This is a genomic window from Dolichospermum circinale AWQC131C (assembly GCF_000426905.1).
Taxonomy (GTDB): domain Bacteria; phylum Cyanobacteriota; class Cyanobacteriia; order Cyanobacteriales; family Nostocaceae; genus Dolichospermum; species Dolichospermum circinale.
Map to the genome: position 1 here is coordinate 145226 of NZ_KE384612.1, position 23511 is coordinate 168736.

Annotated in this window: 16 protein-coding genes; 6 read left to right on the plus strand and 10 right to left on the minus strand. The window is 41.5% G+C overall.

What is annotated here, in order from left to right; all coding sequences use genetic code 11:
• Nucleotides 1-28 precede the first annotated feature (28 nt).
• Nucleotides 29-907 (plus strand): fructosamine kinase family protein, encoded by an 879-nt coding sequence (locus tag ACIR131C_RS0111670; RefSeq protein ID WP_028090335.1) that lies wholly within the window; start codon nucleotides 29-31, stop codon nucleotides 905-907.
• A 195-nt stretch (nucleotides 908-1102) separates the two neighbouring features.
• Here the strand turns inward: ACIR131C_RS0111670 and ACIR131C_RS0111675 are convergent, their stop codons facing one another.
• From ACIR131C_RS0111675 to rpsT, 8 genes are all read right to left on the minus strand, one after another.
• A complete protein-coding gene (locus tag ACIR131C_RS0111675; protein WP_028090336.1) occupies nucleotides 1103-1981 on the minus strand; it encodes a hypothetical protein in 879 nt (292 codons plus the stop codon).
• A gap of 342 nt (nucleotides 1982-2323) precedes the next feature.
• Nucleotides 2324-2869, minus strand: a complete 546-nt coding sequence (locus ACIR131C_RS0111680) for a GIY-YIG nuclease family protein (RefSeq protein ID WP_028090337.1) — start codon at nucleotides 2867-2869, stop codon at nucleotides 2324-2326.
• Nucleotides 2870-3022: 153 nt separating this feature from the next.
• Nucleotides 3023-7207: a DNA-directed RNA polymerase subunit beta'' gene (locus ACIR131C_RS0111685; RefSeq protein ID WP_028090338.1), complete on the minus strand. Its 4185-nt coding sequence runs from the start codon at nucleotides 7205-7207 to the stop codon at nucleotides 3023-3025.
• A gap of 100 nt (nucleotides 7208-7307) precedes the next feature.
• Entirely contained in the window at nucleotides 7308-9200 is a 1893-nt protein-coding gene (locus tag ACIR131C_RS0111690) for a DNA-directed RNA polymerase subunit gamma (protein WP_028090339.1), read from the minus strand.
• Between the two features lie 152 nt (nucleotides 9201-9352).
• Nucleotides 9353-12727, minus strand: a complete 3375-nt coding sequence (gene rpoB, locus ACIR131C_RS0111695; RefSeq protein ID WP_028090340.1) for a DNA-directed RNA polymerase subunit beta — start codon at nucleotides 12725-12727, stop codon at nucleotides 9353-9355.
• A gap of 99 nt (nucleotides 12728-12826) precedes the next feature.
• The gene (locus tag ACIR131C_RS25525) at nucleotides 12827-12979 is read right to left on the minus strand and encodes a hypothetical protein (protein WP_155963090.1); all 153 of its coding nucleotides are present in this window, start codon (nucleotides 12977-12979) and stop codon (nucleotides 12827-12829) included.
• A 447-nt stretch (nucleotides 12980-13426) separates the two neighbouring features.
• Nucleotides 13427-14212: a TatD family hydrolase gene (locus ACIR131C_RS0111705; RefSeq protein ID WP_028090341.1), complete on the minus strand. Its 786-nt coding sequence runs from the start codon at nucleotides 14210-14212 to the stop codon at nucleotides 13427-13429.
• 244 nt (nucleotides 14213-14456) lie between these two features.
• Nucleotides 14457-14744, minus strand: coding sequence for a 30S ribosomal protein S20 (gene rpsT, locus ACIR131C_RS0111710; protein ID WP_028090342.1), 288 nt, complete (start codon nucleotides 14742-14744; stop codon nucleotides 14457-14459).
• A 476-nt stretch (nucleotides 14745-15220) separates the two neighbouring features.
• On the opposite strand from rpsT, the gene hisD reads away from it, so the two are divergent.
• Nucleotides 15221-16519 (plus strand): histidinol dehydrogenase, encoded by a 1299-nt coding sequence (gene hisD / locus ACIR131C_RS0111715; protein WP_028090343.1) that lies wholly within the window; start codon nucleotides 15221-15223, stop codon nucleotides 16517-16519.
• A 304-nt stretch (nucleotides 16520-16823) separates the two neighbouring features.
• Nucleotides 16824-17993, plus strand: a complete 1170-nt coding sequence (locus ACIR131C_RS0111720) for a homocysteine biosynthesis protein (RefSeq protein WP_028090344.1) — start codon at nucleotides 16824-16826, stop codon at nucleotides 17991-17993.
• 176 nt (nucleotides 17994-18169) lie between these two features.
• Here ACIR131C_RS0111720 and ACIR131C_RS0111725 read toward each other — a convergent pair whose 3' ends face one another.
• Entirely contained in the window at nucleotides 18170-19162 is a 993-nt protein-coding gene (locus ACIR131C_RS0111725) for a hypothetical protein (RefSeq protein WP_028090345.1), read from the minus strand.
• 486 nt (nucleotides 19163-19648) lie between these two features.
• On the opposite strand from ACIR131C_RS0111725, the gene ACIR131C_RS0111730 reads away from it, so the two are divergent.
• Both ACIR131C_RS0111730 and ACIR131C_RS0111735 read left to right on the plus strand, forming a co-directional pair.
• Nucleotides 19649-20527: a tetratricopeptide repeat protein gene (locus tag ACIR131C_RS0111730; protein WP_028090346.1), complete on the plus strand. Its 879-nt coding sequence runs from the start codon at nucleotides 19649-19651 to the stop codon at nucleotides 20525-20527.
• Between the two features lie 116 nt (nucleotides 20528-20643).
• Nucleotides 20644-21444 carry a PhzF family phenazine biosynthesis protein gene (locus ACIR131C_RS0111735; protein ID WP_028090347.1) on the plus strand — a complete coding sequence of 267 codons (801 nt, stop codon included), beginning with the start codon at nucleotides 20644-20646 and terminating at the stop codon, nucleotides 21442-21444.
• A gap of 143 nt (nucleotides 21445-21587) precedes the next feature.
• On the opposite strand, the gene ACIR131C_RS0111740 is transcribed toward ACIR131C_RS0111735, so the two are convergent.
• The gene (locus ACIR131C_RS0111740; protein ID WP_028090348.1) at nucleotides 21588-21992 is read right to left on the minus strand and encodes a helix-turn-helix domain-containing protein; all 405 of its coding nucleotides are present in this window, start codon (nucleotides 21990-21992) and stop codon (nucleotides 21588-21590) included.
• Between the two features lie 342 nt (nucleotides 21993-22334).
• Here ACIR131C_RS0111740 and ACIR131C_RS0111745 point away from each other — a divergent pair, with 342 nt between their 5' ends.
• The gene (locus ACIR131C_RS0111745; protein ID WP_028090349.1) at nucleotides 22335-23261 is read left to right on the plus strand and encodes an AAA family ATPase; all 927 of its coding nucleotides are present in this window, start codon (nucleotides 22335-22337) and stop codon (nucleotides 23259-23261) included.
• Nucleotides 23262-23511: the final 250 nt, after the last annotated feature.

A 23511-nucleotide genomic window follows, 5' to 3' on the forward strand; every position in this document is an offset into this window, starting at 1 on the left:
CCGACAATTAACAAACAATCAAAGAACTATGACTTGGCCAGAAATTGATCATCATATTAGTCAAATCACTGGAGAAAAATTTGTCAGTAATCAGCATTTATCTATCAGTGGTGGATGTATTAACCAAAGTTATGCCATTAGCAATAGTAAAATAACCTACTTTGTCAAACTTAACCAACCCTCCCAACAGTCAATGTTTACAGCAGAAATGCTGGGTTTACAACAAATCTATAATACTGGAACTATCCGCGTTCCTAAACCTCTTTGTTGGGGAATTACAGGAACTTCCAGTTATATTGTATTAGAATGGCTAGAAATGACCAATGGTAATCATCAATCTTGGTCAGAAATGGGACGGAAATTAGCAGCCATGCACAAAATTACCACTAACAAAGGTTTTGGCTGGGATATAAATAACACCATTGGCGCTACACCTCAAATTAATAATTTCCATGCTTCCTGGCCAGAATTTTATACTCAAAACCGTTTAAGCTATCAATTTCAACTCGCCAAAAAACGCGGTGGAAATTTTCCCCTTGCAGCTGAATTATTAGTAGCTATTCCCCAATTATTTGCAGATTATCAAATTCAACCGTCTTTAGTTCATGGAGATTTATGGGGAGGAAATGTAGGTTTTACTATGGAAAATGAACCTGTTATTTTTGATCCTGCAACTTATTTTGGAGATAGGGAGGTTGATATAGCTATGACAGAATTATTTGGAGGTTTTCCGTCAGCTTTTTATCAAGGTTATCAAGAGGTATTTCCCTTAAATCAAGGATATGAATACAGGAAAACGCTTTATAATCTCTATCATATTTTAAATCATTTTAATTTATTTGGTGGTGGTTATTGTTCTCAAGCTAATCGGATGATTGAGAAGATATTACAGCAGTTTCCAGCATGATTAAATACAGATATTCACAGGACAACACCACTATAATATTTGAGATCGGATTTTTGGACTTTGGCACACATTCCGCACCTTTAACTGTCACAATCGTTTATTACAGAAATTGATGAATAAAAAAAGGAGTAAAAAATTACCTTTATTTCCAAAAAAATAGATTTTGGATAGAAACATTTATCAGCAGGTTTATAATTAAATATCGTGATTACGTAATTGTAAACCTATCCCTTCATGCTGACTTCTAAGATCGTAATAAACTACGGCTTTTACTGTTTGCACAAAAGGAAGAATTAAAGCACCACTTACAAAAGTTATTCCAAGTATTAACAAAAGAGAAATCACAAAAAAAATCTTTGAAAAAATGGGATCACTTTCCCTTAGGAAAGGTGTAACAATTAACCCAATTATACCAATAATAGTAGTAATAATAGTAGTAATGATTTTAACAATAAATTGGATGGGAATGGTAATTAAAAAACCAATTAAAGAAATTAACAGAATCCTGCCCACATTTCCCTTAGTTAGTTTCCAACTCCGATTAATCGTTGAACTACCGTTAACATCATTCTCAACTGCTAAGGAAACATCTACTAAATAAAATCTAATTGCTATCCACAGGATACCTGTACAAGCAATTATCGCAAATACAAGCACTATTAAACCATAAATAATTCTATTAGCTACATTTCCATCTTGTGATCCTAATAGGGCTGATGTACTTATTAGTAAACCACCAATAAGTGTAAATACAGATCCAATACATAAGCCAATAGCAACCATGAAAATCATGTTAACAAAAAATTCCCATAAACGGGAATTGACAAATCGTTCCCCTTCTGAAACGCTTTCAGGTTGGTTAACTAATTCACCAAAAGATAAACGAGAAATCAGGGCTGAGAGGGCATAAAATTTAACCCAACCGTAAATAGGAACTAGTAACCAAACACAAGCTTTAAGAGCTATGAGAAAATATTTTTTTAGATGAGAACGGTACAATCGCATTCCTGCACTGATAACATTAGCGATATTTAAGGGTTGAATAAGGTTAGGAGAATTAAAATTTTTAGACATGGTATTAATTTTTTCCTGAAATACCGCACCGACACTAAAATTATTTTAAGCTAATCTGTACTAAGTATTGAGAAATTTATATAACTTAAACTTTTGGTGATTAACAGTAGTAATTAAATACCTATTGCGTCCCTTCCGCCCTCGGTGGCAAATTACAGCAGTTTATGCTCTGATGAAGTACAAAGTTGAATGATGAAACTTTTGTAGTGCGGGCATCTTGCCCGCTAAATATGTACCTCATAACACCAGTAAGTGCTGTATAAACATCATAAAATTTTAGATTTCAGATTTTAGATTACATAGACTCGCGTTATAGACATTAAAAACATCCCCTCACCCCACTCACTTCAAATCTAACAATCCTAATTCCTTTAATTTCGGGTTAAAGCGGATTTGTGTTTTCAGTCCCCGCGCTTCTAGAATTGCCAAAATTTCTTCTTGAACACGCCGTGCTACAGTTTTTAAAACTTTGCTTTTCTCTAATTCATCAATACCTATATTATGATAATTTTCTTGTTCTTCTGGTGTCATTGATTCTTTAACATCTATAGGATTAGTCCATTTTTGTTTGCATAAGGTTTGGGTAATGGAAGTATCAGCATTTTCACTAATCCAAGCACTTTCAATATTTTCTAAAATTGTGCGATTGGGACGTTCTATAGTTTGCACTTTCACCCAATAACAGTTTTGAGGTTGACGGACTAAATGCTGCTTTAAACTCAGATAAATATCACGGGAATAGCCAATAAATTGGAGATTTTTATCTTGATTAAAAATAGCATAAGCTCCGATTTTTCCTTGAAAATCTGCTATTAATTCACCATGATCATCAATATAAGGATAGTAGTTAAGACTGGCTAAGGTTGGTAGACTGATTTCTGTTGTCATAAATGAATTAAAAATCTACTGATAACAATGATAAATTAGCTAATTTTGGTTTTTAGGTACAGGGAATAAGGAATCTATTACCAAGGGCAACCACGGGGGGATTACCCTTGGGCAAAGGGGGATTACCGTTAGGCAACCACGGGGGGATTACCCCTACCTGTCGTCATCGTTTTCCCCAAAATCATCGTCAAAATCATCATCATCTGCATCATCATCTTCCATAATGAGGTCGCTAATTTCATCAACAATTAGGTCATCATCCTCATCATCATCTAACATTAGACGTTCTCCCCTGCCAAAAAGATTGGAACTGCTGTTACCAAAGCCCTCTTCTCCCATTCCGGGTGCGTCCAAATTATAGAGTTTAGCCGTGCGGTCATCCAAAACCATATCCAATGAATCATCAACCTCGTCTAATACCCCATCTCCATGTCCCCCAAAACCCATATCTGTCACATAGTCATCAATTACTCCTACTTCCTCAAAAGTGTTATAACCAGTACCAGCAGGAATCAAACGCCCAATAATTACATTTTCCTTCAAGCCGCGCAGCCAGTCAGACTTACCTTCAATGGCTGCCTCAGTTAATACTCTTGTAGTTTCTTGGAAGGAAGCAGCGGAAATAAAACTATCCGTATTAAGTGATGCTTTTGTAATCCCTAGCAACATCGGCGTATATTGCGCCCTTGCACCACCAGTAATCGCCATCGCCTCATTCACCTGTTCCACCTGCCGTAATTCCACTAACTCGCCAGGCAACATAGTCGTATCCCCACCATCATCAATCCGCACCTTATTCGTCATCTGGCGCACAATCACCTCAATGTGTTTATCAGCAATCTCAATCCCTTGAGACTGATACACCATCTGTACCTCATTCACCAAAAACGTTTGTACCTTTTGCAAGGCCAGACTAGCACAGGCATAAACACCATCCTCAGACCCCAAACTAAAGAATAGCTCTAAAATTTCATGGGGATTAGAAGGTCCATCAGTCAAAGGTTGACCAGCTACCACCCGCGCCCCGTCGGGAACAATCAGGTTTTGCCCAGGTCCAAGAGGGTAATCCGTCACCGTGCCATTAGCCTCCATGATTTTAATGGAGTAAGCTTCACGGGAAATAGATGTTACTTCATCACCATCTCCATAAATCACCCTTACCTCACCAGGACGACGAGCTAAAATACAAGCTTCTTTGGGTTTACGGGCTTCTAAAAGTTCCTCAATCCGGGGTAAACCTTGGATAATATCCCCAGTCTTCGCCCGTTCAAACACCAATAACACCAAATTATCTCCCCGTTGCACCAAATCCCCATCCTCTACCTGTAATACCGCTCCTGGACTCACCCGGTAAGGACGACCAACGCGAAGAGTAATAGTGTAGGCTGAATTGTCATTAGTCAGTTGTCCGTTGTCCGTTGTCCGTTGTTCTTTGTTAATTGTCTCAAGACCACTGATCATTGACCCCTGGCCATTGACCACTGACGATTGACCATTGACTACTTCCACAACCTGCCCAGACTCAGTAGCAAATACCCCAGGGGCAATTTCGCTACCCTCAACTACCAAATCTCCCGCCTTCACACCCGGTAATTCATTAGTAGTCACCTTAATCAAATCATGTTGTCGCAAAACCAAACAACGGCGTACAGTTTCCGCGCCCTGTTGCACACCCCGGACTATTCCCCCCTCTTTACACAAAATCTTAGTCCGAGCTACCACTGCACCAGGAACTATGGTATCGCCATCAGCAACTTCTAGATTAGTTTGGGTACTGCCCTGGGTCGCATCCGCCGCAATGTCTCGACGCATGACCAAAGACTCTAGAATCACCAACTGTAACCGCTGAATTTCCTCATTTTCCCCATCAGGAATCAACTCAATGTCCGCCGCCAAAGGAGAACCACCATGCTCTGTTTCTGTTGCCTGTTCAATTTCTAACACTATTTGTGTCCGCAGCAGTTCCACACCCTCCACAGACTTCACCCGCTCCGAATCCTTATAAGAAATCCGTTGCACCGCCCTCAGTTGAATTGATCGCCCCGTGAGACAATTAATAGAAGTAGTAGAAGGTACATCTGGAGTCGTTGGTACATCAAACTCCACCACCGGACGACTTAATAAAGCCGGTCCTTCTGGTGTTTCCACATATTGGATATAACGCAATTCCGTCGCTATCATGCCTTGCAACTCTTCCCCCGGTTGCAAAAAAGTATTATCATGAGCGATCGCCGCTTCAGGATCATCTACCATCAACAACTCACCGGGTTTAATCACTATTTCCCGAAGAATATCGTTCTTTTGGGTAATTTCTATGACACCGCCAGTCTGACAAAAGATGTCTTTAACTACTTCTGTACCTGGTTCTACAAATTGACCATCTTCTACCAACAGTAGAGAAATATCCTTATTCACCTCATGGGTTTCTTCTGGTATCCATAGCAATGTTCCGCCCTGAACCACCTCATAACCCAGTTTGGCCTTGCCCTTTTTCTGCACCTCTATACCAGCAAACTTCAATAAACCGCCAGTAGTCGTCCGGTAACGATCATCAATTAATTCCGCCACCACCTGACCATTCAGTACCTTAGTACCTGGAGTAGCCCGCAGGTTAAACTCTTGGTTATTAGTAGTCGTAATTAAATAGCTATTGCGCCCTTGGGAACTCTGAACCGTTACCGCAGCTTCATCCAAAACCACAGAAGCAGTAATGATTTCTACCTCCCTCGTGGCCTTTTCCGGGGTTGTTTCTGGCAATCGCACAACACCACCGTGAACAGTTGTCAGTTTAGTTTCTGCCAATACTCCATTAGTAGCAACCGCATCACCATTTTTCACCACCAACTCCGCCCCCGGTGGCAAATTATAAACATCACCTGAGAGAATCCAAATCAATCCCCCCCTGGATGCAGTAGTAGTAGTATTACCTTGACGGTCTACCTTTTGTTCTGCTACAACCTCTGCAAACCTCACCTCACCAGCCAAATCAGAAGCCACATCCTTAACAGCTTTCTCCGTATTGGTTCTAGTCGTCTTACCACCTAGAGCTACTTCAGCAATTAAGTGATTTACTAATACTTGTTCTCCATTATGAACATAGAGAGTTGAACCTTGAGTAACAGTTATTTCCTGACTTTTCTGATCCGAATGTTTTTTATCCCCTTCAATAATTAAAGTTCCATCTGTTTCTACATATAAAGCATCTTCACCATGACGGGTACGGTGGGGACGGGTTTTTAAATTACGAGGAATTTTTACCACCCCTGACACCTGAGAGCGTACCTGTTGAGCAACTTCTCCCGTAAATACCCCCCCGGTGTGGAAAGTCCGCATCGTTAACTGTGTACCCGGTTCACCGATACTCTGAGCCGCAATAATCCCCACAGCTTCACCCAGATCCACCATCTTCGCGTGTGCCAGACTCCAACCGTAGCAATGTTGACAAACAGACCGCGCCGCTTCACAGGTCAAAGGACTACGGACTATCACCTCCTTCACCCCCGCCTTTTGAATAGCGATCGCTAAATCATCATCAATCGGAGTATTCCGAGGTGCGATAACTTCCCCACTCACCGGGTCAATCACATCCTCAGCTACCACCCTACCCATCAACCGTGACGCTAACTTAATTAAAATCTTATTACCCTCAGTCATGGCGCGAATAGCCAGCCCCTTCGTCGTTCCGCAGTCAATCTCCCGGACAATCACATCCTGAGAAACATCCACCAATCGGCGAGTTAAATAACCAGAGTCAGCAGTCCGCAGCGCCGTGTCTACCAGTCCCTTCCGCGCTCCATAACTAGAAATAATATACTCCGTAACCGTCAACCCTTCCCGGAAATTAGTTTTAATTGGTAAATCAATAATTTCCCCCTGAGGATCTGCCATTAGTCCCCGCATACCCACCAACTGCCGCACCTGAGAAATATTTCCCCGCGCACCAGAAAAAGCCATCATGTAAACAGAGTTTAAAGGATTGGTTTTTTTGAAATGAGTAACAACCTCATCTTTCAAAGACTCAGATGTACTATTCCAAGTATCAATCACCTTTTGGAAACGTTCTACTTCCGTAATTTCTCCCCGTTGATAACGTTCTTCTGTGGCTAGAATTTCCGTTTCTGCTGCTTCCAGCAATTCCTTTTTTGAAGGCGGAATCATTAAATCATCAACACTGATAGATACCCCCGCCTTAGTCGCATAGCGAAAGCCCAAATCCTTGAGCTTATCAGCCATTACCGCCGTCCGTGCTGTTCCATAGTGGGTAAACGCCCAAGAAATCAAATCTCTCAGTTTACCCTTATTAACCACAAGATTGCGAAAAACTGCCTTAGTTGTCATAATTTTGTCCTTTGTCCGTTGTCCTTTGTCCTTTGTTAGTTGTCAGTTGTCCTTTGTCCGTTGTTTTGCTATTGACCACTGACAACTGACCACCGACTAATTAAGCATCTATCGCTTCCTGAATCGCCTTGTTATAAATCGCCCTTCCAGGAGTCGTATAAATATATTGAGAAATTAAATTTCCTTGGGCATCTTCACGGACACGACGGAATTTATACTTTAGCGTCCTTCCCCTCAGTTTCCCCAGTTCGTCCCTATCCTCTATAACTTCCAAAGGTTCAGAATCCGGTTCTCCCGAATCAACCTCCCCATCAAAACGGACATAAATATAAGCATGAAGATCCACCTGTTTCGCTTCATAAGCCATAATCACATCATCCAAAGATGAAAAATATTTACCCGCTCCCTTTGTCGCCTGGGGATTTTCCGCCGTCAAATAATACGCCCCTAACACCATATCTTGACTAGGTGTAACAATAGGTCTACCCGTAGCAGGAGACAAAATATTATTACAAGCCAACATCAACAACCGCGCCTCCGCTTGACTTTCCAAAGACAAAGGCACGTGAACCGCCATTTGGTCACCGTCAAAGTCAGCATTAAAAGCCGGACAAACCAAAGGATGTAATTGAATAGCTCTACCTTCCACCAAAATCGGTTCAAAAGCTTGAATCCCCAACCTGTGCAACGTTGGCGCTCGGTTTAACATCACCGGGTGTCCTTCAATCACCTCTTGCAACACCTCCCAAACACAGGGGTCATTACGAGCAATCAACTTTTTCGCCGCCTTGATATTATTCACCATACCCGAACGAATCAAGCGATTAATCACAAACGGCTGAAACAACTCAATAGCCATTTCCCTCGGTAGTCCGCATTGGTGAATTTTTAAATTAGGTCCAACCACAATCACAGAACGTCCAGAATAATCTACCCGCTTACCCAGCAGGTTTTGTCTAAACCGTCCCTGTTTACCCTCAATAATATCCGACAAAGACTTCAACGGACGATTATTAGCACCCACCACCGTTCTCCCACGACGGCCATTGTCAATCAAAGCATCAACAGCTTCCTGTAACATCCGTTTCTCGTTACGGACAATAATTTCTGGTGCTAATATTTCCTGAAGTCTAGACAAACGATTATTACGATTAATCACCCGACGGTACAAATCATTCAAATCACTAGTAGCAAATCTACCCCCATCTAGCTGTACCATGGGGCGTAAATCTGGAGGAATCACCGGAATCACCTCTAAAACCATCCATTCCGGCTTAGAACCAGTAGCGATGAAATTATCAATTACCCGCAGACGTTTAATCAACTTCGCCCGTTTTTGTCCCTTAGCGCCAATAATTTCCTCTCGTAAGGACTCTGCCTCCTGCTCTAAATTAATATCCGCCAAAAGTCGTAATAGTGCCTCTGCACCAATACCCACTTCCACACCCTCTAACTGAGAATCTTCACTATAGATAGCATCCTCAATTTCTAGCCATTGGTCCTCACTCAGCAACTGTTTATAAGTCAAAGTATCTGCATTACCCGGTCGTAACACACAGTAAGAATTGAAATAAACAATCTGCTCCACATCTCGCAGTGGCATATCCAAGAGAATAGCAATATAACTAGGAATACCCTTGAGATACCAAACATGAGCCACAGGAGCAGCTAGTTTAATAAAGCCCATTCTGTGACGACGAACACGAGACTCTGTTACTTCTACACCACAGCGCTCGCAAACTATACCTCTATGGCGAACACGCTTATATTTACCACAATGACATTCCCAGTCTTTAGCTGGTCCAAAAATGCGCTCACAAAATAAGCCGTCCATTTCTGGCTTCAGAGTGCGGTAATTAATAGTTTCTGGTTTTGTTACCTCACCTACTATCTGTCCATTAGGTAAAGTCCGTTCACCCCACTTGCGAATACGCTCTGGTGAAGCTATACCAATTTTCACATAGTCAAATTGATTAGATTGGGCAGGTCTCATAATTTTGGATTTTAGATTTTTAGATTTTGGATTATTTGGAATCCAGTTTCTCTGTTTTGGATTTTGGATTTTAGATTTTGGATTGCTTGACACAAGAAAGAGGAAAGAGGTGGGCGATTTATGCTTACTTTTTCCCTCTTGCCTCTTAATGACTAATCATCATCTTCTAGTGACTCATAGGAAAGCGATTCATAGACTGGTCTGGGTGGAGTACGACGGGGAGCTAAGTCAGCCATTAAGTCTACTTCGACATCTAAAGAACTACCATCAGTTTGAGTTTCTACTTTATGAACCGCAATATCTAAACCCAAAGATTGCAACTCTCGCATTAATACCTTAAAAGACTCAGGAGTACCAGGACGGGGAATAGCCTTACCCTTAACGATCGCATTTAAAGCCTCATTACGTCCCTGCATATCATCAGACTTCACCGTCAATAATTCCTGCAAAGTATAAGCAGCCCCAAAAGCCTCCAAAGCCCAAACTTCCATTTCTCCAAATCTTTGTCCACCCTGCTGTGCCTTACCGCCCAAAGGTTGTTGAGTAACCAGAGAATAGGGTCCAGTAGAACGGGCGTGAATCTTGTCATCAACCAAATGCACAAGTTTCAGCATATATGCCACTCCCACCGTCACCGGGCGATCGAAAGGTTCACCAGTACGACCATCATAAACCATGATTTTGCCAGAATTTTCCGGGTTATATACCCAATCCCTAGTGGTTTCATCCCTAGCTTCCTGAAGTTTGCCATGCACTAAACGCCGAGAAGTTTCCTCCCCATACATTTCATCAAAAGGAGTCACCTTAAACCGCACCCCTAGATTATGTCCAGCCCAACCCAAAAGACATTCAAACACCTGACCCACATTCATCCGACTAGGTACACCCAAAGGATTGAGAACAATATCCACTGGTGAACCGTCCGCTAAATAAGGCATATCCTCCGCCGGCAGGATCCGGGAAATAATACCCTTATTACCATGTCTTCCAGCCATCTTATCCCCAACTTGGATCTTGCGCTTTTGAGCCACATAAACCCTAACCACCATATTCGCTCCCGGTGGTAACTCATCACCTTGTTCTCTGGTGAATAAGCGCACATCTACTACTCGGCCTTTTTCACCATTGGGAACTCGTAGGGAATTATCACGGACATCACGGGCTTTTTCACCAAAGATAGCCCGCAGCAGTTTTTCCTCCGGTGGTTGGTCTGATTCACCTTTAGGAGTCACCTTACCCACCAGAATATCACCAGCATCTACCCAAGCCCCAATGCGGATAATACCCTGTTCATCTAATTGTCTAAGAGCATCTTCACCGACGTTGGGAATTTCCCTAGTAATTTCTTCCGGTCCGAGTTTGGTTTGTCTAGCCTCAATTTCATACTTCTCAATGTGGATAGAGGTATAAATATCTTCCTGTACCAACCGCTCAGAAATCAGAATCGCATCCTCATAGTTGTAGCCTTCCCAGGGCATATAGGCCACAACAATATTTTGACCTAAGGCCAGTTCTCCCCCTTCCGTAGAAGAACCATCGGCTAACACCTGACCTGCCACCACCTTCTCCCCAATTCTCACCAATGGCTTTTGGTTTAAACAAGTATCTTGGTTAGAACGTTGGTATTTAGAAAGGTTGTATCTAATTTCTTGAGGTTTATCAGTGGTTAACTGTTCGTTATCTGTTGTTCGTTTTTCCGCCAATGATGACTGACCACTAATTACCGACCATTGACTACTCACCCGGACACGAATTTCCGTAGCATCTACATACACTACTTCCCCATCCGTGCGGGAAACTATTACCATCCCAGAATCTCTCGCCGCTTGTGCTTCTAAACCTGTTCCTACCAAAGGGCGCTCTGGTTTCAACAGCGGTACGGCTTGGCGCTGCATATTAGAACCCATCAACGCCCGGTTAGCATCGTCATGTTCCAAGAAGGGAATCATGCTAGTAGCAACCGATACAATCTGCACCGGGGAAACCGCTACATAATCCACCTGTTGGGGTTCTGTGGTTGTCCAGTCTTGGCGATAGCGAACGGGTACTTGAGGTCCCTTGATGTAACCGTTTTCATCTAGAGGAACGTCACCAGTAGCAGTGCGAAGATCGTCCTCTTCATCTGCCGTCATGTACACCGGAGGAACATCAAAGAGGACTTTGCCGTTTTCTACTGGTCTAAAGGGTGTTTCCAGAAACCCATACTGGTTAACGCGGGCATGGGTAGCTAATGAACCAATCAGTCCAGCGTTGGGTCCTTCTGGTGTTTCAATGGGACAAATCCGCCCGTAGTGACTGGGATGGATGTCTCGCACCGCAAACCCGGCTCTTTCTCTAGTTAAACCCCCAGGTCCCAAGGCGCTGAGGCGACGTTTATGGGTCAATTCCGCTAGGGGGTTGGTTTGGTCCATGAACTGACTGAGTTGGCTTGAACCAAAGAACTCTTTAATGGCTGCTACTAATGGTTTGGGGTTAACCAAGGATGCGGGGGTGAGAACTTCAGCATCGGATACTGTCATCCGTTCTCGAATAATTCTTTCTAAGCGGTTTAAACCTACTCTGACTTGGTTTTGCAGTAATTCACCTACGCTTCTAACTCGACGATTTCCGAGGTGATCAATGTCATCTATGCTACCAATATCAAATTCTAGGTTAATCAGGTAATCAATGGCCGCTAGGATGTCCCCAGGGGTGAGGACGCGCATGGTGTCGGGGGCAGAAAGACGGAGTTTTTTGTTAAGTTTATAACGACCAACTTTTCCCAGATCATAGCGTTTAGGATCAAAGAAGCGGGAGTCTAAAAGTTGTTGTCCACCTAAAACTGTGGGTGGTTCACCGGGGCGAAGTTTCCGATATAATTCCATTAGGGCTTCTTCTTCGGAAAATTGCCCTTCTTTTTCTATGGTTTTTTGAAAGTATTCTGGATGACGCAAGGCATCAAATATTTCATTATCTGATAGTCCTAGTGCTTTCAGAAGTACCTGGGCTGATAGTTTCCGGGTTTTGTCTATCCGTACCCAAACTAGGTCGTTACGATCTGTTTCAAATTTGAGCCACGCGCCCCGGTTAGGTATTAAGCTGGCAGAATAAGTCCGCCGTCCGTTTTTATCTATTTCTGATTTATAGTAAACTCCAGGCGATCGCACAATTTGATTGACTATAACCCGCTCTGCTCCGTTGATAATAAATGTGCCTCTATCTGTCATCAAGGGCAAATCGCCAATAAATACTTCCTGTTCTTTAATGTCTCCTGTTTCTTTGTTCAGCAGACGGGTAGGAACATACATCTGTACTGCATAAGTGCTATCTCTACGCTTAGATTCTTCAACGCTGTACTTAGGCTCTTTTAGTTTGTAATTATTTCCTAAAAAGTGCAGTTCTAGTTTGCCAGTGTAGTCTGTAATTGGACTAAAGGAGTTCAGTTCTTCTATTAGCCCTTCTTCTAGAAACCAGCGAAAACTAGAGCGCTGAATTTCAATTAAGTCGGGTAATAGAAAGGCGGATTCCATATATTTGTCGTTAGTCATGCCTTTACCTTTGTCAACCTGGTTAAACTTGCTGATAGCTGGGTTGGTGTAGCCTGAACTTAGGCTTTGTGCTAAAATGTAAATCGGGAATGATGAAGTCTATAAATTGCGGGCAAAAGCCTGCTGTTGGTCTTTGGGTTGGGGAGTTTTTTCTACTTCACACTTCCTGGTTTGTACTGTATTCTGTGACTGTAATCTCCCAAAACTGAGGATTTTGGCGAGGGTGGGATTGTAGAGCGTGGTACTGGGCATAGCATTATGGATTTGATATTGCTATGATTGTCTGGATTAGACAATTACTTTTAAGGATTTTCTATAGGTTTGATATACCGTATTCGGCATAACCAAATCCGAATTGTTGTTTCCCTTTTAGCCACTATACTTATTACCACGGGGTAATAGCGATTGAGAGCATCCGTTTGTGAAGATATAAGTGGATGGACAGACAATTTTGGATTTTAGATTTGGTTGTCAAGTAACCATGATTGTTGAGATTGATTCAGGGGCTTAAAACCAATAATTCACGGGCATTTTACAGTTAATACGATTACATTTACAGAATTTGTTAAGAATTGTTGTCCTTTCTCTATACATTATGACTTAACCTCAATATTTGAGAGTAAATAATTTTAGCACATTTTTATTTTTTAGATGTATGATGAGTCAAATCAATATTCATCTTGGGAATGTGATTGTCATCTATAGTGCTAGACCGAATAATTTACAAGCGTTTTCGGTGGTTTTCTGGGCAATTTCCTCGATTGTTTCGCCTCGTAGTTCGGCTAAGGCCGCCGCTACATAATAAACATGAGCGGGTTCATTGCGTTTTTCACCGCGTTTAGGTACGGGTGACAAAAAGGGGCAATCTGTTTCTATGAGTAATTTATCACTACTCACCATAACCGCGCTTTCTTTAATAGTTAAAGCATTTTTAAATGTTACAGTTCCACTAAAGCTGATATAAAAACCTAAGTCTAGAAACCATTGAGTTTCTTCTGGTGTCCCTCCCCAACAGTGCATGACACCCCGTAACCTTTCCCCATACAAATCTCGCCATTTTTGCAATATATCCCTCACTGCTGGTGCAGCATCACGACAATGGATGATCACCGGTAAATTCAGTTCACAGGCGATGGCCAATTGTGATGTAAATACCTCTTGTTGATGCTGATAGTTATCTGCTTTGTAGAAATCCAGACCCATTTCCCCAATGGCTACCACTTGGGAATGAGAACTGGCCAAAGACTTGATTAGGGTAGCTGTTTGCTGATCCCATTTATCAGCATCTAGAGGATGTAGCCCTACAGCAAAGCTGAGTTCGGGGAACTGGGCTGCTATGTGGCTAATGCTGGCAAATTCTTGCGGGTGAACACAGGAGTGGATCAATCGGACTACTCCTGCTGCTTGCCACCTGGCGCGGACTGCTGCTAAATCTGGCTGAAAAATGTCAAAGTTAATGTGTACGTGGGTATCTACGAGTTGCATGGCTTGTTAGTTGTCAATGTTCAATGGTCAGGGATAAAGCGACCAGGACTTTGGCTAAATAGAACACGGGGTAATTGGTAAATTACCTCTAAGAATAAGGTTTCTGTTATATTTTGGCACTCTTCCTACAAACCAGGGCAACCACGGAGGGATTTCTGGGGCAACCCGGGGGGATTGCCTCTACCCGTGTTTTTCGGGCAACCACAGGGGGATTGCCGGGGCAACCACGGGGGGATTACCCCTACTAAGCTGTGAGGGTTTTGTGTTTGTGAGCCAGTCTTGACTTTTTCCTGGACCCATTGTTGGGATGAAGCACGCCTTTCTTCACAGCTTTATCAATTTTGCTGTAAGCTTCGGACATTTTTACTTCTACTTCCTGCTTGAGTTCTGTTGTCGGATTAGCTGCATAAGCTTCTACAGAACTAAAGTATTTCTTCATCAGCGTTTTTACAGCTGATTTATATGCTTTATTACGCAGTCGGTTGCGTTCTGCGATTTGGGCGCGTTTAAGAGCAGACTTTGTATTCGCCACAGTAATTCCAAAAAAGACTATTAATTATGTACACACACTACTAGGTTTAATTAATATAGCATTATTTTCGCCAATGTTATAATTTCCAGAAAAAAATTTTTATTTGGCTAGAAGGGCTAGAAATTGAGAAGTGGGGAAATAAGGTAAAATGAGTAATTGAGGAAAAAAAGGGTGCAATTGCGGGAATTAATTGTGGGAGAAGTGTGAAATTTCCTGAGTTGGTTGAGTTTTATAAAGTAGTATCAAAAAAAATCCAGGTTAAGCTAGAGAAGAGAATCAGATCCAGGTTGATAACCTAGTCAGGCAGGGCTGAGTCAAAAGTTAAGAATCAAAGGAAAGGTCAAAAAGCTTACATAGTTAGCTTTTAAGCTATTTTTGAATAACTTGCTATTGATGTCATGCTGTAATGGCGAGTAAAAAGCCTAAACCTGGTTCTGGTTTGAGAATATTGTAAAATTTTGCATTGTCATTACTCCATGCTGCGAATTATTACTGAGCAAGCTGACGTTAGAGCAGAACTACAAAGGATCTGCGGACGCACCCAGGATGAACAGGTAATTCACAAAGAAGCAACAGTACGCGAAGTGTTGCAAGCGGTGAAGCGCCAAGGGGACAAGGCTGTACTACACTATACAGCAGAATTTGATCAGCAAACCCTAAAACCAGAAGAGCTAAAGGTAACAGGTTCAGAATTAGATGCAGCATATCAACAGGTATCTAAGGATTTGCTGCGGTCTATTCGCCTAGCTTGCCAAAAAATAGAGACTTTTCATCGTCAGCGAGTTCCTAAAAGCTGGGTACAATTTGGCGATGATGAAGTAGTATTAGGTAAGCGCTACACGCCAGTAGACTGTGCGGGTTTATACATACCAGGTGGTCGGGCTTGTTATCCGAGTACAGTGTTAATGAATGCCATTCCGGCCAAAGTAGCGGGGGTGCCACGGGTGGTGATGGTGACACCTGTGAGAGGAGGTAAAATGGTTAATCCTGCGGTTTTGGTAGCGGCTCAAGAAGCAGGAGTTCAGGAAATTTACCGAATTGGTGGCGCTCAAGCTATTGGGGCTTTGGCTTATGGGACAGAAACTATTCCCAAAGTAAATGTAATTACAGGACCTGGTAATATTTATGTCACTTTGGCGAAAAAATTAGTTTACGGAACTGTGGGTATTGATTCTTTAGCCGGTCCTAGTGAGGTGCTAATAATTGCTGATGAAACGGCTAATCCTGTATATGTAGCTGCGGACTTGTTAGCGCAAGCAGAACATGATCCTATGGCCGCCGCGATTTTGCTGACCACAGATGCTATTTTGGCTAAAAAAGTGCAAATCGAGGTAGAAAGACAATTGGTAAATCACCCGCGCCGGCTAGATACGGAAAAAGCGATCGCCCATTATGGTTTAATTGTGGTGGTGGAATCTCTGTCTGCCGCAGCGGAACTTTCTAACGAGTTTGCACCAGAGCATTTAGAATTAGAAGTTGCTGATCCTTGGGCTTTAATTAACCATATTCGCCATGCGGGGGCAATTTTTCTGGGTAGTTCTACACCGGAAGCAGTGGGAGACTATTTGGCAGGTCCAAATCACACCCTACCTACTTCTGGCGCTGCCCGTTATGCTTCGGCTTTAGGGGTAGAAACATTTTTAAAACACTCAAGTATTATCCAATACTCGCAAACCGCACTAGAAAAAGTGGCATTGGCCATTGACACATTAGCAACTACAGAGGGTTTACCTTCCCATGCTGATTCTGTTAAATTCAGGGTAGATGAGAGGTGATAGGTGGTACAACACGGGTACGAGTGACAGTATTTTGAATAACCTTTATCCTGGAAAAATTGATTTTGACAGCGGGCGCATAGTTTTTGATAGTCACAAGTTTGATGACTCGTGGCTTTTTCACAATATTTGAAGGGTAAGGGTTTTGTTTTGTGATGTAATTCCCGCGTCTGAAGCACAATGAGAATACAATCCTGATAGATTGTCAATTGGGTAAAACAGAGTGTTCGCGTAGCGTGCTGAAGACCTAACCCAACACGGAAATGTTGGGTTTTTTTAAACCCAACCTACAACTGAATTAAAAATGCGAACAATTGCGGAGATTAATGATAAAATCAGCCAAAAACGGGCGATAGTCTGGACTGCTGAAGAATTGAAGGCACGAGTTGGAGAAGTTGGTGTTAATAAAGCTGCTAAGGAAGTAGATGTAATTACCACTGGTACATTTGAACCAATGGAGTCAAGTGGTGCAATTATTAACTTAGGACATACTGATCCACCGATAAAAATTCGGCGTTGCTGGTTAGATGGAGTACCAGCATACTCTGGGTTTGGGGCTGTGGATTTATACTTAGGTGCTAGTTGTCCAGTTGACACCATAGATGGGGAAGACGTGCGAGAACGTGGAGGGGGTCATGTAATTGAGGATTTAATTGCGGGTAAATCTATCCAAGTACGTGCTATTGGACAAGTTACCGATTGTTATCCCAGGGCTACATTTGAAACCACTATCACCCGTGACACGATTAATCAGTTTTATTTATTTAACCCGCGTAATCTTTATCAAAATTTTATTGTTGGTGTGAATGGTGGCGATCGCCCACTTCATACGTATTTAGGACCGTTACAGCCACGTTTAGGGAATGCAGTTTATTCTAACCCTGGTTCGCTGTCACCGTTGCTGAATGACCCCGATTTACAAATTGTTGGTATTGGGACAAAGATTTTCTTAGCTGGGGGTATTGGTTATGTAGCTTGGGAGGGGACACAACATTTCCCCTTGCAAAAGCGGTTAGAAAATCGGACACCGATTGGACCTTCAGCTACTTTAGCGTTAATTGGCGATGCCAAACAAATGGATGCCCGATGGATAAGAGGTTGTTACTTTAAAAGCTATGGACCATCCTTAATGATGGGTGTAGGCGTGCCTTTACCAGTTTTAAATGTGGAAGTGATAGAACGGTGTGCTGTCCAAGACAGAGACTTAGTAGCGCCAATTGTAGATTTTTCCATTCCTCGTCGTGTCCGTCCTACCTTCGGTTTAGTCAGTTACGCCCAACTTAAATCTGGACGTATTACTATCGAAGGGAGAACGGTACGAGTAGCATCTTTAGCGAGTTTATTTCTTTCCCGAAAAGTAGCCCAAGAGTTGAAACAATGGATTAAAGAGGGGATATTTACCCTAACTGAACCAGTAGCCCCGATACCAATGGAGCGTTCTTTTTTACCTCAAGATCGTTGGACAGAGTTTTAGAAGGAGTCAGAAGTCACAGAGTCAGGAGTAAGAAAGAAGAAAAAACAAGCAAGAAGAAAGACAAAGAGGGAAATTCTTCAGCAAATTCCGTGTTTCTGTACCCATTAATCATCATTTCACAACGGACAACGGACAACGGACAACGGACAACGGACAACGGACAACGGACCAATTACCTATTCCCCGGTCGGCTTAGGCCTCTTAATTGGCATAGGAGTGGGGGTTTTGGGTATAGGTTTAGTAATGACCGTGGGATCACCTGCTGTCTTTCTAATGGGACGTGGGGCTTCACCATTGCGTCGGGGGGCGAATGGTTTTCTAGTACCGCTGTTAGCAACACCACGGGACGCGGCTTTGAATGGCGGTCTACGTTTTTTGGGTAAATCAGCGATCGCTTCGGCATTAATTACTACTAAAATATCCGATTCCCGTTTAACATTGAAGTCCCAGAACTTACCGACGGCTTTGGTGGTTAATATGCCCTTGAGTTTCAACTTAAAATATTTAGCTTTATCAGTAGTTTTCCGGGGAGATTGCTTGATTTTCACAACCAAACTCTTTTCATCAAAAGACTGGTAAACTACCTCACCGCGCACAGAAAAACCGCCATCGGCAACAGCTGATGAGGGTTTGAGATGATCAGAAACTACTGTCGAGTTGTGTAACTTTTGAGTAATCCCATCTGGGCTATGTTCATCTAGTGCATTTTTCGTCAGATTTTCTGGTTCCCAAACGCCAACAATTTGCAGGTGTAATGCGTCATTTTCTTGTCTGGTGCGGGGATAAACTACCCATAGATGTTCTTTTTCTAGGTCTAAGTGATTTTTGACTAAACTCATAATCCGACCTAATAGGACGGCATTAAGTTCAACCCCATCGCTGGTCAGCAGTGTTCCTTGGGTAAACTGTTCACTACTGGCATGATAGCATCCGCGAACTAGGCCAATAGCTCGGTACTGGGTTGGTTCACTCGGAGGTGGAATTGGTTGTTCTCGATTAACTAAATGCCCGTTAGCATCGGATTTACTTAGGTCAATGACAGAATTTTCCAGTTGAGAGGATTGGTCTGCTAATGTATGAGCATTAACAGGGGGTGAAATCTCTTTTTTGCCTTGTTTAGAGGCTGTGGAATTTGAGGATTGAGAAGATGGCATCAGGTCGGAATTCATAAAAACTCCTTGCGGCACAAGACTTATCCCTTGGTAGGATTTGACAAAGACAGGTAGAAAAGAGCAAGCGTGTGGCTGATCAAAGTATATTTCCTTTTAATCTAGCCTTTCGCTTGATGCTTTATATGAACAGAAGTAAGCAAAATCTCACATTTATACACTAAATGTGTAATTTAGCCTCTTCATAACCATTGAGGCTAAGGCCACGCTAGGTTATCGGCAGCATAGCATAGCTATAATTCTGACGGATCTTCCTAAAGTCATCACTTACTTTAGCAGGATAGATATTTATTTGTTATAAAATTCACAGATAAATGACCGTATTCCGCAAAGTTTTGGAAATTTTTAACTTTGCAATTTGTAATTAATTTCATTGTTAGGATTTAGATCAAGAATAAATCCACAATTTAAAATCTGCTGATAGTGTAGCATGGCTTTGGTTCTATACACTTACATTTTGTTAACATTTAGGAGTAGAATAATATTGTGTCTGAATCGCGTAATCGCTGGATGGTTCGAGTAGTCTTGGCTTTCGCTGTTGTTGCTTTTGTGGGGGTTTCTGTTATGCCCATAATTACAACATTTAACAAACCCCAATCGTTACCACAGAATCAGGCCAATACTGAGAATCAAGGATCTTCATTACAGCAAAATCCAAAATTAGAAGATCAAGTCCGGGGCTATGAATTAGTTTTACAGAAAGAGCCAGAAAATCAAACTGCACTCAAGGGGCTTTTGCAAGCCCGTTTACAGTTGTTGAGTCAAAAAAGCCCAGGGGAAGTTAAACCGGCGGATATTCAAGTTGTGATTGAACCTTTGGAAAAACTTGCTAGACTTAATCCCCAAAAGTCAGAGTATGGGGTTTTACTGGCTCAAGCTAAACAACAAATTGGTGATCAGGAAGGAGCAGCCCAAACTTATCGTACTATTTTAACTGCAAAACCGACAGATTTGAAGGCTTTACAGGGTATGGTCAGTTTGCAATTAAATCAAAAGCGTCCAGAAGCAGCTATTGGCTTATTAGAACAAAGCTTAACGGCTGCGAAGAGTGCTAATACTATTCAGCCTGGCAGTGGGGATGTAATTGCTATTCAAATCCTTTTAGGTAATGTCTACGCTTTTCAGAAGCAGGAGCTTCAGGCTATTGCTGTGTATGATCAAGCAATTAATCAAGATCCTCAAGATTTTCGTCCCGTTTTAGCAAAGGCAATGCTATTTAAACAACAAGGAAAGCTTGCTGAAGCGAAACCTTTATTTGATAAAGCTAGAGCCTTAGCTCCGGCTGAGTATAAGGACGAAATTAATAAGGTAGCAGCAGTTTCTGCGCCTAATTCTACATCATCATCTCCTACGGCTAGTCCATAAGCTGTTCTTTTTTATCTTTGACTTTGAAAACTCTCTGCTGCTTATAGCAGGGGGTAAAAATTGCGGGATGCTACTTTTAAAACATCCTGTTAGAGATTTATAACTCCTAGCCCAAAATGACCCAAATTATTACTCAAGTTGACGCTTTTACTAATATTCCATTCACGGGAAATCCTGCGGCTGTCTGTGTTTTAGATAGTCCCAAATCTGAGTTATGGATGCAGAATATCGCTCAAGAAATGAACTTATCAGAAACCGCTTTTTTGGTGAAACAAAATGACGGTTTTAATTTGCGCTGGTTTACACCAACGGTAGAAGTTCCTCTTTGTGGACACGCAACTTTAGCCAGTGCTCATGTATTATGGTCTCAAGGACATTTATTATTAAATCAAGCGGCTCATTTCTATACAAAAAGTGGTATTTTAATAGCTAAACTCGAAAATGATTGGATTCAGTTGGATTTTCCGGTAAATCTCTCTCAAACTGTAACAGCACCTCCAGAATTAAGTCAAGTTTTAGGAGTGACTTATAAATCTGTTTTTGAAAATTCTCTCGGTTATTTAGTTGAAGTAGAATCTGAACAATTAGTTAGAGAAATGCAGCCGAATTTCCAACAAATGAAAACTTTACCTAAAGCTGATATTATCGTCACTAGCATCGCTAATTCTGACTCAGAATATGATTTTGTCTCCCGCTTTTTTGCTCCCGGTTTAGGGATTAATGAAGACCCGGTAACAGGTGCAGCACATTGTTGTTTAGCACCATTTTGGCGGGATAAATTGGGAAAAGATCGGTTTTTAGCCTATCAAGCTTCCCGTCGGGGTGGAGTGGTAAAAGTATATTATCCAGGAAAAAACCGCGTTTTTATCTCTGGACAAGCTGTAACAGTTATGCGAGGAGAATTAACTCTAAATTAAGGATTAATTATTTAACTAAGGCTGGAAATTCTGAAATTTGATTTGATCTGATATTATCACAGGTTTATATTTATTTAGTTACCAGTCGCAGAAATATGAAATTTCTCACAACTGGCATAATTTACAATTTCCCAGATCTAACTTTATTTATCACTGTCAAGTAAAGCATGACGGGAAAAAATTCCTTTCAATTTCAAATTAGTGAATACATTTATAGAATTTACTAATTCTCGTTGTTCAGAACTTAGATTTAATGAGTCTAAAGCTTGATCAATATTGTTGCCATTGTGTAATTTATGGACAAGTAACTGACGTTGAGATAAATTTAAAATTCTGGCAATTTCTTTATTTCGTCGCTGACGAATAGCTTGTAATGCTTGATTTTCTTGGGGAGTAAAATCACTTTTAGACAATTCGATATTATCCTTAATTTCCCCAGAGTTAGTAAAATAGTGATTTGCTGAAGCCAAAGGAATTTCCCATAGGAAAAATGCGGAAACAAAGACAAGTACCAAAGCCAATAACCGTTGTGTCAATTTACTAATCATGTTGATTTTAATGTTAATAACAGCTTAAATCCAATTCTAGCTACAGGAATAGCATTAGATAATTTTTCTATTTTTGGTGACTACGTGCTAGACATGGAAAAGTATTGATTTTTGACAGAACATATTTACTAGTAGAGAACAGCATAAATCCTAATTTCAAGAGACAGACAAGAAAATTAAGTTATTTCTATATTGGGGGTGGGGTAAAATAGATAATGTTTTCTCTATGACTAAATTCAGAAATTGATAATAAAGAAAAACATATCAGACATATAAATATTATGTTCTTTTATATTTCCCGACCCCAGGCTATCATAAAATTCATTAGCAAGGGTGATAGTCATGACAGAACAGTTATTAGAAAAACAAACAGGTCAAAATGAGGGAATAGATTTAGAAGCAGCTTTTCAAGAATCTCATATTCAGGAAATTCTCGATAAGTTAGACCAGGAGTTAGTCGGGTTAAAGTCCGTCAAAAATAAGATTAGAGAAATGGCGGCCTTGTTGTTGGTTGACCGGATTCGTAAAGGCTTAGGATTAAATGCAGGTGCGCCCAGTCTACACATGACATTTCTAGGCAATCCGGGTATGGGGAAGACCACTGTAGCAATGCGTATGGCGGAAATTCTCTACCGTCTGGAATATATCCGCAAGGAAAATGTCATGTTAGTGACGCGAGATGATTTAGTCGGTCAAGGTATGGGACAAACCGGACCCAAAACCAGAGAAGTATTAAATAATGCCATGGGTGGCGTTTTGTTAATTGATGAAGCCTATACTTTATACCGTCCAGATTATCCGGGAGATTTTGGTTTAGAAGCAATAGAAATTCTCATGCAGGTAATGGAAAACCAACGTGATGATTTGGTTGTCATTCTTGCCGGTTATAAGGACCACATGGAAAGGTTTTTTCATAGTAATCCGGGGATGAATTCTCGCATTGGACTACATATTGAATTTAACGATTATGGCGTGGATAATTTAATGGTAATTGCCCAATCCATAGTCAAAGCACAAAACTATTGCTTTAGTCCTGATGCTGAAAAAGCCTTCCGCGAATATTTAATTAAACGGAAGACCATGCCCCATTTTGCTAATGCTAGAAGTGTCCGTAATGCTATAGATAGAGCGCGTTTACGGCAAGCAAATCGTTTATTAAGTAGTGGTAAACTGTTAGAAAAACAGGATTTAATTACCATCGAAGCAGCAGATATTCTCGCTAGTCGAGTGTTTAGAGAAGGTGTTCCTGATTGCGAAACTGAAAGTTAATTAATTTGATGATTGGTGATTAGTAATTAGTAATTGGTAATTGGTAATTGGTAAAATTCTTGCCTATTTCCTATCCCCTTATTACTTTCACCTCTCACCCGTCAATGCTATCATCTTTTTGATGATATAATTTTTCTTAATTAAAAAATACAATTATTTCTTGTTGTATTTCATTAATGAAGTTAGGCATACAGCACTTCCCGATGTTATGAGGTACAAGAACCCCACCCCCAACCCCCTCCCCGCAAGC